Genomic DNA, 15567 nt, shown 5'->3' on the forward strand with positions numbered 1-15567 from the left:
CAGCCAGTAGAGGGTGTGCTATTGCGCCTCAGAGGTTATACCCAGGTTCGACCCGCATCAAGGGGGACAGTGGCAGGCTGGATGCATGCGCATCGCCGTCACCGGATCATCAGGAAAACTCGGCTCCGTCGTCGTCCGCGAGCTGCGCGCTCACGGCCACGACGTGATCGGCTTCGACGCCGTCGGCGAGCGCGGGCCGGGGTTCGTCCAGGTCGATCTCGCCGACTACGGCCAGGTGGTCGACGCGCTCACCGCGGTCGGCGACCGGCACGACGGATTCGACGCGATCGCGCACCTCGCCGCGATCCCGGCGCCCGGCATCCGCTCCGACGTCGCGACCTTCCACAACAACATGACGGTGACCTTCAACGTGCTCTGGGCGGCGGTGCGGACGGGCATCCGCAAGATCGCGTACGCGTCGAGCGAGACCGTGCTCGGCCTGCCGTTCGACGTCCCGCCGCCGTACGTGCCGGTCGACGAGGAGTACGCCCCGCGACCGGAGAGCGTGTACTCGCTGGTGAAGGTGCTCGAGGAGCGCCTCGCGACCGAACTGGTGCGCTGGCATCCGGACCTGTCGATCTCGGCGCTGCGGTTCTCGAACGTGATGTGGCCGGAGGACTACGCCGAGTTCCCGTCGTACGACGCCGACGCCCTTGCCCGCAAGTGGAACCTGTGGGGCTACATCGACGCGCGGGACGGCGCCCAGGCGGTGGAGCGCGCGCTGGATGCCGCGATTCCGGGATTCCAGGCGTACATCATCGCCGCCGCCGACACGGTGATGTCGCGCTCGAACGACGAGCTGCTCGCCGAGGTCTTCCCGGACGTGCCGCGCCGGGCCGGCATCGAGGCGCACACGACCCTCCTCGGGATCGAGAAGGCGCGCCGGATGCTCGGCTACGCGCCGGCGCACAGCTGGCGCGACGCGGTCTGACCGGGGCGCCGGTCGGACCGGGCGGCGGTCAGCCGGCATCCTTCGCGGGCGGGTGGTGCGCGCCGCGGTGCACCTCGTACAGGCGCACGTCGGCGGGCCAGGCCGGATCGTTCTTCATCGGCAGGTCGTCCATGAAGGTGCGGATGATGTGGGCCAGCTGTTCGGGGTGGCTGAAGTTGATCGCGTGCGCGGCGCCCTCCAGCAGCACGATGAGCACGTGGGTGTCGGTCTGACTCGCGATCTCGCCGACGCGGTGGGCGTGGGGCAGCAGCGGGTCGCGCTCGCCCAGTACCACGAGGGTGGGGATGCGCAGTTCGAGCAGCCGCTCCAGCGATGGGTAGCTCACCAGCGCCTTGAACATGCGCGTGGTGCTCGGCACCCCGAACCGCACGTAGTCGGGAACGGCGACCCGGGCCATCTTGACGGGTTCGCGCGGGGCGTCGGTGGTGAGCTGCCGGATGGCGCGGCGCAGCGGCTGGTTGAAGAGGCCGCCGGCGGGCGAGACGAGCACGGCCCGGTCGATGCGCTCCGGATAGTGGTGCGCGAATTCGAGGATGACGGGGCATCCCATCGAGTTGCCGACGAGCGTCGCCTTCTCGACCCCGCGGTCGTCGAAGAAGTCGGCGGTGGCGCGGGCGAGGTCAGGGATGTCGAGCATGTCGCGGCGCTTGCCGCTGCGGCCGAAGCCGGGCAGGTCGGGCACGTAGGTGTGGAACTCGTCGGCGAGCCTTTCTGCGGTGGGCAGAAGGTACCGGCCGGACAGTCCGAAGCCGTGCACATGCGCCATCACCCGGGCATCGGCGGGCGGCCGCGGCGACTCCCGGTAGAAGACGTCGACCCCGTCGATCCGCGTCCACTTCTCGGCCAGGGCGGATGCGGGCCGGCGTGGCAGCTTCCGCGGCCCCGGGGCCGCGGAAGCGGGTTTCGCACGACTCATGCGCCCAGTCTGCCGCACCCCCGCACCCCAGCGGAACACTGTCGCACCAGGGGCGAGCGGGCGAGGGATGCCGGGTCAGCGGCGGCGGCCGGACTCCCCGTCGTGGCCGCCGACGTGCGCGTCGAGCCAGTCGGTGAGCGGGCGGGTGGCGCGCAGCGCCTCCGCGACCCGGCCGGCGGCCTCCGCGGTGTGCAGCCACGGCTCCACGGGCCAGGCCTTCCAGGCCGCGATGTCCTTGTTGCGCAGCAGCTCCGGGTGCGCGGCATCCGGCCCGAAGCCGCGGGGCAGGGTCTTCAGCCGGTTCTCCACCCAGATCTCGACGCCGTGCGCGGCGAGGTCGGCGATCGCCGCCTCGAGGGCATCGCCGGTGGCTTCGTCGGCCACGGCGGCCCGGTAGCGCGCGAGCTGGCCGGGCGACATCATGTGCGCGCCGGCGCCGATCGCGAGGCCGGTCGCATTGAGTCGCACGTAGCCGCCGCCGTCGAGCACGGCGCCGATCTCGGTCTTGTACGGCGACTTGTCGGCGCTGAAGCGCACGTCCCGGTACGGACGGAACACCTTGCCGGCGCCGAACTCCGGTTCGAGCTCGTCGAGCAGGGCGTGCATCGGAGCGAGCACCTGGTCGTCGTAGACGGCCCGGTGCTCGCTCCAGTACGCCTTGGAGTTGTCGGCCTCGAGGCCGGCGTAGAAGTCCAGCGCGGCCTGCGGCCATCCGGAGAATGAGCTGTCCACGGCGCCACTCTAGGTCGCCGCCGGATGCCGCGCGACCGCTCCGGCGCGCCGTGCGCTGTTTCGCGGCATCCCTGCTCGCGCGGTGCCAGGATGGGCGCACAAGATCGGCTTGCGAACGGGGAGAACCGTGAACGCTGCACGTGCGAAGGCGCCGGCGCGCCTCGGTGTCCTTCTCGCCGCGGCGGCGGCATCCGCCGTGCTGCTGGCCGGATGCTCGGGCGGAATGAGCCCCGCCGACCGGGCGCAGACCGAGGTCGCCGCCAAAGAGAAGGCGGTGTCGTCGGCGCAGGCCGAGTTCGATGCGGCATCCCAGGCGTTCTGCTCGGCGAGCAAGACGTACATCCAGGCCCTCGACCGGTATGGCGACGTGCTGCACGCCACCGCCCCCACCGTCGGGGACGTCCGCACGGCGGGCAAAGACCTCACCGACCCGAAGGACGAGGCGTTCGCCGGTGCGGATGCCGCGGTCGCCGCGCAGCAGCGGCTCGTCACCGCCCAGCAGGAGCTCGCCGACGCGCAGGCTGCGCTCGCCGCGGCGCAGTCGTCCGGCTCGCCGAGTCCGGCATCCCCGCAGCCGACCGCCACGTCGCTCGCTTCGCCGACGGCGGTCGATCGCGTGAAGCAGGCCGAGTCCGATTTCGCCGACGCCCAGGCGGGCATCACCGACCAGACGTCGCTGAAGGATGCCTCGGAGCAGTTCAACAGCGCCGTCGTCGCGGTCGAGATGGCCTGGCTCGCCCTGTATTCGGATGCCGGATGCCTGGTCGACCAGCAGAAGCAGAAGGCGGCGGAGGCCGTGATCGCCTACGCGACGGCGCTGCAGAAGGACCTCGCGACGGCGGGGTACTACGCCGGCGACATCGACGGCGTGTACGGACCCGAGACCGTCGCGGCCGTGGAGAGCCTGCAGAAGGCGGCCGGGCTGCCGGTGACCGGCGCGGTCGACAAGGCGACGTCCGCCGCCCTGCAGAAGAAGGTCGCTGCGACCGGCGGTGCCGCCGCGCAGGATTCCGTGGCATCCACCGCGGCCGTCCAGCAGACGCTCAAGCTCACCGGCTTCTGGAACGGCCCGGTCGACGGGGTGTGGACGCCGGAGCTGACGGATGCCGTGATAGCCTTCCAGACCGCGCTCGGCGTCCCGGCGACGGGTGCCGTGGACGCCGCCACGGTCAGCGCGTTCGAGAAGGCGATCGCCCAGCAGGGGCAGGCGACCCCCGCGCCGACGCCGACGGCATCCCCCACCCCGTCCGCGACCCCCTGACCCGGGCTACGGGATCAGCAGGTAGGCGGCTCCGACGATCGTGAGGATCATCACGATCCGGTCGAACAGCCGCTGGTGGATGCGGGGGATCAGCCACCGGCCCACGAGGGCGCCGACGACCACGAGCGGCACGAGCACGAGGTCCATGAGCAGCACCGGCACGGTGAACAGCCCGAGCGCGGCGAGCACCGGGAGCTTCACCAGGTTCACGATCGCGAAGAACCACGCGGCCGTGCCGAGGAACACCTTCACGGGCGTGCGCATCGCCAGGAGGTACATCGACATCACCGGGCCGCCCGCGTTCGCGACCATCGTGGTGAACCCGCCGAGTGTGCCATAGCCGATCGTCGCCCCGAGGTGCGCGTGGGTGATCGTGTCGGAGGATGCCGACCGGCGCCGCCACAGGGTGATCGCGACCATCGCCAGCAGGATGCCGCCGATCACCGGCCGCACCACCGCGTTGCTGGCGTAGGCGAGGAACACGGCACCGAGGATGAGGCCGCCGATCACGGCCGGGGCGAGCCGGATGAGGGTCGGCCAGTGCGCGTGGCGGCGGTAGGTGAGCAGGGCGAACATGTCGCCCACGATGAGGAGGAGCAGCATCGCCGCCGTCGAGGTGCGCGCCGGCAGGAACGCCGCGAAGATCGCGATCGAGAGCGTGTTGGCGCCCGGCAGTGCGGTCTTGGACACGCCGATGACGGCGGCGGCGAGGGCGAGCAGCACCCACGCCCACGGGGCGAGGTCGATCATGCCACTCTTCGCCCTTTCGACGGTGCCTCGGATCGATCCTACGGCGACGCCCGGGTCGCGGTTGCGCGGGGCCGCCACGATCGCCGTTTCGGGCGAGGGGCCCGTGCACAGATTTTTCAGATCACTACTCAATTTGCTGCGGTCACTACTCAATGTCGCGAAGATAGCGGGTCCAGGTGGTGTTCGTTCGAGAGTGTGAATCGGTCGGCGCGGTCCCAGTCCCGCCGAGACTACGGCGGTCCCAGTCCCGCCGAGATTACGATTCCCCGATCTGCAAGGACGACTCCACATGAGTGCAAGAAAGTCGGCGCGAGACCCGCGTCAGAGCATGAGCGCTGCTGCTTCTGAATGCAGCCTGCGCACCAAGAACCACAAGCGCGCCCGCCGCTCGGTGATCGCAGCCGCGACGGTCGTCGCGATCGCCGGCGCCGCCTTCGGCGGTGCGGCGGCGGCCAACGCTTCGACCGGGCAGGTCCGGTACGTCGTCGACAGTGCCTATAGCCCCGAACTCGATTTCAACGGCGAGGCGCAGGCACCATTCCGGATGTCCGACGGCAGCCTCGTGTACTGCCTCGTTCACAACGATGGTGGCCCGATCACGGGTGACCAGTACACGGAGAAGTCAGGCGGTGTGACTGCCAAGGAGGGGTGGATCCTCGCACATTCGTTCCCCGCGCTCTCCAACGCTCAGTTGTCCAAGCTCACCGGCATCGACCTGAGCCCGTACGACGACAAGGGCCTGTCCGGCTGGACGCAGATCGCGCTCTGGTACGTGTCGGGCTTCACCGATCAGAAGCCGAGCGGCCTGGGCGCGTGGCTCGTCGATCACGCGAACGACGGCCCGATGTCGGATGCACCGGGTGGGGCGGTGTCGTTCACGAAGGCCGCTGGTTTTGCTCACAACACGGGCGGGAAGACAGGGCCGTTCGTGGTGCACACGACGAACGTGTCGGTCGTGTCGCTGTCGGCGTCCAACGGCGCCACCGTGGTGGATCAAGCCGGCAACGCGGTGGTGAACGCGAAGAACGGTGACCAGGTGTGGTTGGACACACCGAACGGTGGCAAGACGACGCTGAGCGCGTATGGCGTGAACGTGCAGCAGTCCGGAAACCTCCAGGTGGACAACACCCACCCCGGGCGCCAGGCCGTCTCAACCCAGGATCAGAAGGTCACTGAGGTCAACGGCTCGATCACCGTCGATGACACCCCGGCTCCGCCGGCTCCGACGGTGAACACGAACGCGACGGACAAGGCTGATGGGGATAAGACCCTGGCGTCCGGTGGTGGCGTGATCGGTGACGTGATCAACTACACGGGCCTGACGCCGGGTGTGAAGTACACCGCGAACGGTGAAGAGGTCGACAAGGCCACTGGCAAGCGCACCGGGATCAAGGGGTCGAAGACCTTCACGCCGACCAGTGCCGACGGTTCGGTTGAGGTGGACTTCACGGTTCCTGCCGGGTACGCCGACAAGGACCTGGTCGCGTTCCAGGACATCTCGGACGCCAACGGGATCGTCGTGAAGCACGAAGACATCAACGACGCCGCCGAGACGGTGCACGTGGATGCCGCGCCGACGCCGCCGGCTCCGACGGTGAACACGAACGCGACGGACAAGGCCGACGGTGACAAGAACCTGGCGTCCGGTGGTGGCGTGATCGGTGACGTGATCAACTACACGGGTCTGACGCCGGGTGTGAAGTACACCGCGAACGGTGAAGAGGTCGACAAGGCCACTGGCAAGCGCACCGGGATCAAGGGGTCGAAGACCTTCACCCCGACCAGTGCCAACGGTTCGGTTGAGGTGGACTTCACGGTTCCGGCCGGGTACGCGGACAAGGACCTGGTCGCGTTCCAGGACATCTCGGACGCGAACGGGATCGTCGTGAAGCATGAGGATGTGAACGATGCTGCCGAGACGGTGCATGTGGATGCTGCCCCGGCTCCGACGGTGAACACGAACGCGACGGACAAGGCTGATGGGGACAAGTCCCTCGACTTCCGTGGTGGCGTGGTCGGTGACCTGATCGAGTACACGGGTCTGACGCCGGGTGTGAAGTACACCGCGAACGGTGAAGAGGTCGACAAGGCCACTGGCAAGCGCACCGGGATCAAGGGGTCGAAGACCTTCACGCCGACCAGTGCCAACGGTTCGGTTGAGGTGGACTTCACGGTTCCGGCCGGGTACGCGGACAAGGACCTGGTCGCGTTCCAGGACATCTCGGACGCCAACGGGATCGTCGCCAAGCACGAGAACGTGAACGATGCTGCCGAGACGGTGCACGTGAACGCCACCCCGACGGTGAACACGAACGCGACCGACAAGGCTGATGGGGACAAGTCCCTCGACTTCCGTGGTGGCGTGGTCGGTGACCTGATCGAGTACACGGGTCTGACGCCGGGTGTGAAGTACACCGCGAATGGTGAAGAGGTCGACAAGGCCACCGGTAAGCCGACCGGGATCAAGGGGTCGACCACGTTCACCCCGACCAAGGCTGACGGTTCGGTGGTTGTCGAGTTCACGGTTCCTGCCGGGTACGCGGACAAGGACCTGGTCGCGTTCCAGGACATCTCGGACGCGAACGGGATCGTCGCCAAGCACGAGAACGTGAACGATGCTGCCGAGACGGTGCACGTGAACGCCACCCCGACGGTGAACACGAACGCGACCGACAAAGCTGATGGGGACAAGGAACTGCCCTCCACCGGTGGTGTGGTCGGCGACCTGGTGAAGTACACCGGTCTGGTCCCTGGGCAGGAGTACACGGTCAAGGGTGAGCTCATGAACAAGGCCACCGGCAAGGCCACCGGCATCAAGGCATCCAAGAAGTTCACCCCGAAGACCGCCGACGGCGTGATCGAGATCGACTTCAACGTGCCTGCTGGGTTCGCCGGTGACGACCTGGTCGCGTTCGAAGCCCTCTTCGATGCGAAGGGCGAGGTCGCGAAGCACCAGGACATCAACGCGAAGTCCCAGACCGTGCACGTCGACCACACCCCGTCCACTCCGATCACGCCGAACACCCCGAACACGCCGGCCAACGGTCCGGCCGTGAACACGGGCGGCACGGTGGACAACACCAGCAACACCGGTGAGGGCTGGCTGTTCGGTTCGATCGCAGCCGGCATCCTCGCCGCGATCGGAGCAGCAGGCATCTGGACCCGTCGCAAGACGACCAACTGATCACCTGCTCGCCCTGATGGCCCCCCGTCTCCCCAGACCGGGGGCCATCACCCTGTCTTCGGCGCCTTCACCTCCCGCGCGCAGGATTACGGCCTCCGGACCGACCGCCGACCCCGCGGAGGCTTACGATGACGGGATGGACAGCACAGCGCGTCCTCGATCGGTGGCCCGCCCGGCCGCGCGGCTCGCTCGCGGCCGGACGCACACGATCGGGGTGTTCCTGCTGGGGCTGCACAATCCTGTCTTCGCCGACATCTACGCCGGCATCGCCGAGGGCGTCGCCGGCAGCGGCGAGCAGCTCATGGTGGCGGTCGGCGCCGCCGAGTCGGATGCCGGCACCGACGTCGACCCCGAACGCGAGGCACAGGCGATCGGGTCATTCGTCGATCTTCGAGTGGACGGCATCCTGCTCGCCGGCTACACCGGCACCCCCGAAGCCCTCGAGACCCTGTTGCGCGGTACCCCGGCGGTCGTCATCACCCGGGAGCTCTCCGCTCCCGGCGTCGACTCCGTGCTCGCCGACGATCAGCTCGGCGGGAGCCTCGCGGTGGAGTTCCTGAACGAGCTCGGCCACACCCGCATCGCGCATGTCGCGAGCCGCTCGACCCTGCCGTACGGAAGTCGCCGGGCGGGATACCTCGACGCGATGACGCGCCTCGGCCTGGAGCCGCTGATCGTCGAAGAGAACATGACTGAGCACGGCGGACGACGCGCGATGGAGCAGATCCTCCGGTCGGCATCCCCGCGTCCTACTGCGGTGTTCGCGAACAACGACCTGGCCGCGCTGGGCGTGCTCGCAGCGCTGTCGAACGCGGGGCTGTCGGCCCCCGAGGACGTCTCGGTGATCGGCTACGACGACACCGCGCTCGCCAGGTCCGACGTCGTGCAACTCAGCTCCGTCGACCAGCACGGGCGGGGCCTCGGCCGCATTGCCGCCGAGCAACTGCTGCGACGCATTGCCGGGGAGGACGGTGCGTCGGTGGTGCGCCGGTTCCCGCCGCGGATCGTGCCGCGGCACAGCGTCGCGCCGCCGGCGTCCGGATCCTGAGCCCTGGCGAGGCATCCGAACTGATCGGCGCGCAAGAAATTGCGGCCGTGCACGGTTCTCGCCGAACGGTACTCAATTCGGCGATTTCGCTACTCAATTCTGCTCTTCTCTGGCTCGAACGCCGCTCCGCGTCGAAGCATTGACGATCGGGTCCGGACGCCACCCGTCGGCCCCGGCTCGATCAGTTCAACTGCAAGGACAGAACGCGTATGACTAGAACAGGACGGGCGCGACCCACGCGCCACTCCGAGCGATCCGAAGACGTCTGCACGGTTCGCGCGCGTCACAGGAACGCTCGTCGCTCCGTGATCGCCGCGGCCACCGTCGTCGCGATCGCCGGGGCCGCCTTCGGCGGTGCCGCTGCGAATGCGGCCGTCGGCGACACCTTCACCGACCTCAACGGCGCCACTTTGTCGATGGTTCAACTCAGCGGCGGGGGCTTCGCCTACTGCATCGACTATCAGGTGACGCCGAACTCGAAGGGCACCGTCCTCACGGAGACCGCCGGAGCAACGGACCCGGTCTACCAGAGTGCGACGGTGCGTGGAAAGGTCCTCTGGATCCTCGCGCACGGATACCCCGTGCTCTCGAAGGAGCAGATGGAGAAGGAAGCCGGGGTCACGATTCCGGACAGCCAGGGAGAACCCCTCGCCGGCTTCGAGACGCAGGACGCGATCTGGCAGGTGACGACCGGCATCGGAAGCAGTGGCGACCCCATGTCCGACTGGCTCGTCCGGAACGCCGTGCCGATCACGTCGTACCCGGCGCCGACCGTCCATATCACGAAGGGCGCCAACTTCGCGTCCGTCGATTCCGGTCTCGTCGGCCCGTTCGTGGTCGACACCGAAGGGATGCCGGACGCCGCGGTGACCGGTTCATCCGGCGCTCAGGTCGTCAACGCGCAGGGCCAGGCGATCACGGATGTCGCAGACAACGGGTCGTTCTATCTGAAGGTCTCCCAAGCCGGTTCGTACACCGCAACAGCGTCGGGCGATGGCTGGAGTCTGGGCCACATCTTCAAGGACCTCTCGAAGAACAACCAGGAGATGGTCGGCGGCCTGCCGGTCAAGGCCTCGGACCAGATCTCCGTGTCGGTTCAGGACAACGGTCCGACCCCGTCGATCTCGACCACGGCGACGGACAAAGCCGACGGTGACAAGGTGCTCCCGGCCTCGGGTGGCGTCGTGAAGGATGTCGTTTCGTACACCGGCCTGACGCCGGGTGTCGAGTACACGATGTCGGGTGAGCTGATGGACAAGGCAACCGGTAAGGGCACCGGCATCAAGGCCTCCAAGACCTTCACCCCCACGTCCGCGAACGGTTCGGTGGAGACCGACTTCACGGTTCCCGCGGGGGATGCCGGCAGGTCGCTGGTGGCGTTCGAGGATCTGACCGATGCGAACGGTGCTGTGGCGAAGCATGAGGACATCAACTCGGCTGCACAGACCGTGACCGTGGACACGCCGGCGCCGGCGCCGGCGATCTCGACGACCGCGACGGACAAGGCCGACGGTGACAAGGAACTCGAGTTCCGCGGCGGCGTCGTCAAAGATGTCGTCGCGTACAAGAACCTGACCCCCGGGACGCAGTACACGATGTCGGGTGAGCTGATGGACAAGGCCACCGGTACGGGCACAGGGATCAAGGCCTCCAAGACCTTCACGCCGACCAGTGCGAACGGTTCGGTGGAGATCGACTTCACGGTTCCCGCGGGGGATGCCGGCAAGTCGCTGGTGGCGTTCGAGGATCTGACCGATGCGAACGGCGCGGTTGCGAAGCACGAAGACATCAACTCGGCAGCGCAGACGGTGGTCGTCGACCAGGCCCCGACCATTGCGACGACGGCCACAGACAAGTCCGACGGTGACAAGGTGCTGCCGTTCCGTGGTGGTGTCGTGAAGGATGTCGTTTCGTACAAGGGTCTGACCCCGGGCATCCAGTACACGATGTCGGGTGAGCTGATGGACAAGGCCACCGGCACGGGCACCGGCATCAAGGGTTCCAAGACCTTCACCCCCACGTCCGCGGACGGTTCGGTGGAGATCGACTTCACGGTTCCCGCGGGGGAGGCCGGCAGGTCGCTGGTCGCGTTCGAGTCGCTGATCGATGCGAAGGGCGAGGTCGCGAAGCACGCGGACATCAACTCCGCCGCACAGACGGTGACCGTGGGAAACACCCCTGCGGTGTCGACGACGGCGACGGACAAGTCCGATGGGGACCAGGAGCTCTCGTTCCGTGGTGGTGTGGTCTCCGACATCGTGAAGTACACGAACCTGGTTCCGGGTGTCGAGTACACGATGTCGGGTGAGCTGATGGACAAGGCCACCGGCAAGTCCACCGGGATCACCGGGTCGAAGACCTTCACCCCCACGACCGCGAACGGCAGTGTGGAGATCGACTTCACGGTTCCGGCGAAGTTCGCCGGGCATGACCTGGTCGCGTTCGAGAAGGTCGCCGACAGCAGCGGCGTCGTCGCGAAGCACGAGGACATCAACGCGAAGTCTCAGACCGTGCACGTCGACAACACCCCTGCGGTGTCGACGACGGCGACGGACAAGTCCGATGGGGACCAGGAGCTCTCGTTCCGTGGTGGTGTGGTCTCCGACATCGTGAAGTACACGAACCTGGTTCCGGGTGTCGAGTACACGATGTCGGGTGAGCTGATGGACAAGGCCACCGGCAAGTCCACCGGGATCACCGGGTCGAAGACCTTCACCCCCACGACCGCGAACGGCAGTGTGGAGATCGACTTCACGGTTCCGGCGAAGTTCGCCGGGCATGACCTGGTCGCGTTCGAGAAGATCGCCGACAGCAGCGGCGTCGTCGCGAAGCACGAGGACATCAACGCGAAGTCTCAGACCGTATCAGTCGACGAGAAGCCGGCCGTCACCACCACGGCGACGGACAAGGCGGATGGGGACAAGGAACTGCCCTCCAACGGTGGTGTGGTCTCCGACATCGTGAAGTACACGGGCTTGGTTCCGGGTACGGAGTACACGGTCAATGGTGTTCTGATGGACAAGGCCGCCGGTAAGTCGACGGGTATCACCGCGTCCAAGAAGTTCACGCCGGCCGCGGCTGACGGCAGTGTGGAGATCGACTTCAATCTGCCCACCGGGTTCGCCGGTGACGACCTGGTCGCGTTCGAGAAGGTCCTGGACGCCCGGGGTGTCGTCGCCACGCACGAGGACATCAACGCGAAGTCCCAGACCGTGCACGTCGACAAGCCGTTCGCCCCGATCACGCCGACCCCGAAGGCGCCGACGTACGGGCCGAGCGTGAACACCGGCGGCACTGTCGACAATGGTGGCAGCACCGGCGGCTGGATGGGCGGCGCGCTCGCGGCCGGCATCATCGCCCTGGTCGGAGCAGCAGGCATCGGGATCCGTCGCAAGACGACCGACTGATTCTCTGACCGCTTCTCCCTGATGGCCCCCGGGCCTGGGACCGGCTCCCTCAACGAGTCGCCCCAGGACCGGGGGCCATCGGCATCCTCGCCTATGGCTCACTACTCAATCTGCAGGCCGACGTCTGAGCAAATGGGCACATTGTGTGCGGGCGGACGCGGCAGGATTACTCATAATGGGGCGGTTCGGTACTCAATTCTGGGACTTCGGCGCTTTTGCGGTCGGACTCGGACGGAGGCTTGGAACTCAGCGCGGGGCAGCAGGCCCCGCTGAGGTCAAGTCGAAACAACCCGAGAGGACGCCCGCCTAAATGAGCGAGAACAGGCCACCGCACGATCCGCGTCTGCATCCGACCTCCGAAGCTCCCACGAGGAGATCCCGCCGGGGGATCGGGCAGAAGCGCCTGCGACGAATGATCGCGGCGGCGGCGACCGTCGCGGCCATCGCGGGGTCCGCTTTCGGTGGTGCCGTCGCGGCGAGCGCCGCCGTCGGCGACACGGCGACCCTGATCTGGGAGTCGCCGCAGGAGAACTTCTACCAGCTGAGCGACGGCTCTTACGCGTACTGCCTTGATCGGTGGAAGAAGGGTCCCGACGTCGGCAACACCTACCGCGAAACCGACTGGAACTCCTACACCGGTGCCACGACACGGTGGAACACGGATCCGTCCGTGCGCGGTGACGTGCTGTGGATCCTCGCGCACTCGTATCCGTCCCTGACTCCCGCTGAGGTCTCTGCTGAGACCGGCATCCCCGTGCAGCCCGCGTCCGTTCTGAGTGCAGGCACGCAGCACGCCATCTGGTACTTCACGAACGGCATCGTCCCGGAGCCCGCAGAACTCGCCACCCCGACGGGCCGGCTCTACACCTGGCTCGTCGACCACGCGACGCCGATCTCGCCCAACAGCGCGGACGGCGGCTCCATCAGCCTCACCAAGGGTCCCGGTTTCGTGTCGACGCCCGGTCAGAAGGCCGGCCCGTTCGTCGTGACCACGGATCAGGTGAGCGTCGTGTCCCTTTCTGCGTCCGCGGGCGGAACCATCGTGGACAGCGCCGGCAGCCCTCTGACGACAGTGCTCGACGGAGACCGGTTCTGGGTCACGTCGGCCGAGCCGCAGAACGTCACGGTCACGGCGTCCGGCACCTACGTGCACCAAGACGGTCACATCTGGGTCGACACGACCGAACCGCAAGACCAGGAGCTCTCGATGGGCGCAGCGACACCGGTGGAACGCAGCGCGACGATCGATGTCGACCTCGCTCCGGCCCCGCCTGAGATTTCCACGACGGCGACGGACAAGGCCGATGGTAATCACGGGCTGCCCTCCACCGGCGGTGTCGTGAAGGATGTCGTCTCGTACACCGGTCTGACACCGGGCACCGAGTACACGGTCACCGGTGTGCTGATGGACAAGGCCACCGGTAAGTCGACCGGGATCACGGCGTCCAAGACGCTCACCCCGACCACAGCCGATGGTTCGGTGGAGGTCGACTTCACCCTGCCGGAGGGGTTCGCCGGAGACGACCTGGTCGTGTTCGAGAAGGTCTTGGACGCGAACGTCGTCGTGGCCGCGCATGAGGACATCACCGCGACGTCCCAGACCGTGCACGTCGACAAGCCCACCCCGCCTGCACCCACCCCGACACCGACGCCGACGCCGACCCCGTCGACGTACGGGCCGAGCGTGAACACCGGAGGCACCGTCGACAACGGCGGCAGCACCGGCGGCTGGATGGGCGGCGCGCTCGCGGCCGGGATGATCGCTCTGCTCGGCGCAGGCGGCATCCGGATCCGTCGCAAGACGACCAGCTGATCCCACGCCACACGAACGAGATGGCCCCGGTCCGCAGACCCGGGGCCATCTCGTGCTCACTCGGACGCGGATGCCGCGATGGATGCCGCCCGGCGGCGGCCGGCCCAGACCGCGCCGAACACCGCGGCCACCACCAGCGGGGCCATCAGTGCCCAGTTGACCCAGTCGGTGCGGCCGGTGAGAAGGTCCAGGTTCATCAGCATCAGCACGAGCCCGACCACCAGCCCGACGAGACCGAGCAGTGGTGCCACGATCACGCGGAACACCCCGTGCCCGCGCCGGTCACGGGAGAAGAACCGGACGACGCTCACCATGCAGAGCGCCTGCAGGGCGACGACCCCGATGATCCCGATGCCGTTGGTCCACAGGAGCAGCTGCAGGTACGGGTCGCCGTGCAGCAGCACGGTGATCACGATGAGCACCAGCGAGACGACCGTGGTGACGATGCTGGCCAGGGCCGGAGACCGGAAGCGCGGGTGCGTGACCCCGAGGCGCGCCGGCAGCAGCCCGTCACGACCGAGGGCGAACAGGTAGCGCGAGGTCGCGTTGTGGAACGCGATGGTCGCGGCGAGGATGCTCGTCACGATGAGCAGCCCCATCACCGTGCTCGCCCACTTTCCGAGGTACGAGTCGGCGAGCATGAAGTACAGGCCCTGGAAGGCATCCGACAGGGAGTACTTGAGCAGCCCGTCGACCCCGAGCGCGTCGACGGCGATCCACGCGATGAATCCGTAGAACAGGGCCAGGAATCCCACCGCGAGGTAGGTCGCCCGCGGTACGGTGCGGGCGGGGTCGCGGGCTTCCTCGGCGTAGATGGCGGTGCCCTCGAACCCGATGAACGCGCCGAGCGCGAGCACGAACATCCCGCCGCTCGCCAGGTTGAAGACGTTGCCCGGAAGGAAGGGTGCCACGGTGAAGTGCGCGGTGCCCTCGGTGACCAGCACCGCGATCGCGAGCGCGAGGAGGATCACCACCTCCAGAGACATCAGCACGGCGAGCACGCGGGCGCCGATGTCGATCTGGCGGAAGCCGAGGAATCCGACCACGGCCAGACCCGCCAGCGCGTACACCGACCAGTGCAGGTGGATGCCGAACAGCTGATTGAGCGTGGATGCCGCGTAGAACCCGAGGAATCCGTAGAAACCCGCGCAGATCAGGGCGTACGACAGCAGCGCGACCATCGCCGCGGCTCCGCCCGCACGCGCGCCGAGGCCGCGGCCGATGAACGCGTAGAACGCCCCGGCGTTGCGCACGTAGCGGGCGAACGCGGTGAAGCCGGCCGCGCACAGCACGTAGACGACCCCGCTGAACACATACGCGCCGGGCGTGCCGATGCCGCCCAGGCGGAAGGCGAGCGGCGCCGCTCCCGCCATGACCGCGAGCGGTGCCGCGGCGGCGACGACGAAGAAGAAGATGTCGAAGGTGCCGAGCTTGCCGCGGGCGAGGCCGGGGCTGGACCCGGTCGTGGCGGGGGAGGGGGAGGAGGATGTCGCGGTCATGGGGC

10 protein-coding genes are annotated in these 15567 nt (G+C 67.9%); 6 read left to right on the forward strand and 4 right to left on the reverse strand.

Features of this window, described 5'->3' with window-relative positions:
• The first annotated feature begins 85 nt into the window (after positions 1–85).
• Positions 86–931 (forward strand): NAD-dependent epimerase/dehydratase family protein, encoded by an 846-nt coding sequence (locus tag LK09_RS01020; RefSeq protein WP_039394436.1) that lies wholly within the window; start codon positions 86–88, stop codon positions 929–931.
• 28 nt (positions 932–959) lie between these two features.
• Here the strand turns inward: LK09_RS01020 and LK09_RS01025 are convergent, their stop codons facing one another.
• Both LK09_RS01025 and LK09_RS01030 read right to left on the reverse strand, forming a co-directional pair.
• On the reverse strand, positions 960–1868 hold the full coding sequence (locus LK09_RS01025; RefSeq protein ID WP_052226254.1) for an alpha/beta fold hydrolase: 909 nt from the start codon (positions 1866–1868) through the stop codon (positions 960–962).
• Positions 1869–1943: 75 nt separating this feature from the next.
• Entirely contained in the window at positions 1944–2600 is a 657-nt protein-coding gene (locus tag LK09_RS01030; RefSeq protein ID WP_039394441.1) for a DUF2461 domain-containing protein, read from the reverse strand.
• A gap of 127 nt (positions 2601–2727) precedes the next feature.
• On the opposite strand from LK09_RS01030, the gene LK09_RS01035 reads away from it, so the two are divergent.
• Positions 2728–3861 (forward strand): peptidoglycan-binding domain-containing protein, encoded by a 1134-nt coding sequence (locus tag LK09_RS01035; protein ID WP_039394444.1) that lies wholly within the window; start codon positions 2728–2730, stop codon positions 3859–3861.
• A 6-nt stretch (positions 3862–3867) separates the two neighbouring features.
• Here LK09_RS01035 and LK09_RS01040 read toward each other — a convergent pair whose 3' ends face one another.
• Entirely contained in the window at positions 3868–4611 is a 744-nt protein-coding gene (locus tag LK09_RS01040) for a sulfite exporter TauE/SafE family protein (protein WP_039394447.1), read from the reverse strand.
• A 328-nt stretch (positions 4612–4939) separates the two neighbouring features.
• Between LK09_RS01040 and LK09_RS20445 the strand changes: the two genes are divergently transcribed.
• The 4 genes from LK09_RS20445 to LK09_RS01060 all read left to right on the forward strand — a co-directional run bounded on the left by LK09_RS20445 (position 4940) and on the right by LK09_RS01060 (position 14063).
• Complete coding sequence (locus LK09_RS20445) at positions 4940–7795, forward strand: VaFE repeat-containing surface-anchored protein (RefSeq protein ID WP_197060938.1); 2856 nt, start codon at positions 4940–4942, stop codon at positions 7793–7795.
• 136 nt (positions 7796–7931) lie between these two features.
• Positions 7932–8843, forward strand: coding sequence for a LacI family DNA-binding transcriptional regulator (locus LK09_RS01050; RefSeq protein ID WP_052226256.1), 912 nt, complete (start codon positions 7932–7934; stop codon positions 8841–8843).
• Positions 8844–9148: 305 nt separating this feature from the next.
• The gene (locus LK09_RS01055; RefSeq protein ID WP_052226257.1) at positions 9149–12250 is read left to right on the forward strand and encodes a VaFE repeat-containing surface-anchored protein; all 3102 of its coding nucleotides are present in this window, start codon (positions 9149–9151) and stop codon (positions 12248–12250) included.
• Positions 12251–12662: 412 nt separating this feature from the next.
• Positions 12663–14063 carry a VaFE repeat-containing surface-anchored protein gene (locus LK09_RS01060; protein ID WP_039394457.1) on the forward strand — a complete coding sequence of 467 codons (1401 nt, stop codon included), beginning with the start codon at positions 12663–12665 and terminating at the stop codon, positions 14061–14063.
• A gap of 56 nt (positions 14064–14119) precedes the next feature.
• On the opposite strand, the gene LK09_RS01065 is transcribed toward LK09_RS01060, so the two are convergent.
• On the reverse strand, positions 14120–15562 hold the full coding sequence (locus LK09_RS01065) for an APC family permease (RefSeq protein ID WP_039394460.1): 1443 nt from the start codon (positions 15560–15562) through the stop codon (positions 14120–14122).
• Positions 15563–15567 lie beyond the last annotated feature (5 nt).

The organism is Microbacterium mangrovi, from assembly GCF_000802305.1.
Lineage (GTDB): Bacteria > Actinomycetota > Actinomycetes > Actinomycetales > Microbacteriaceae > Microbacterium > Microbacterium mangrovi.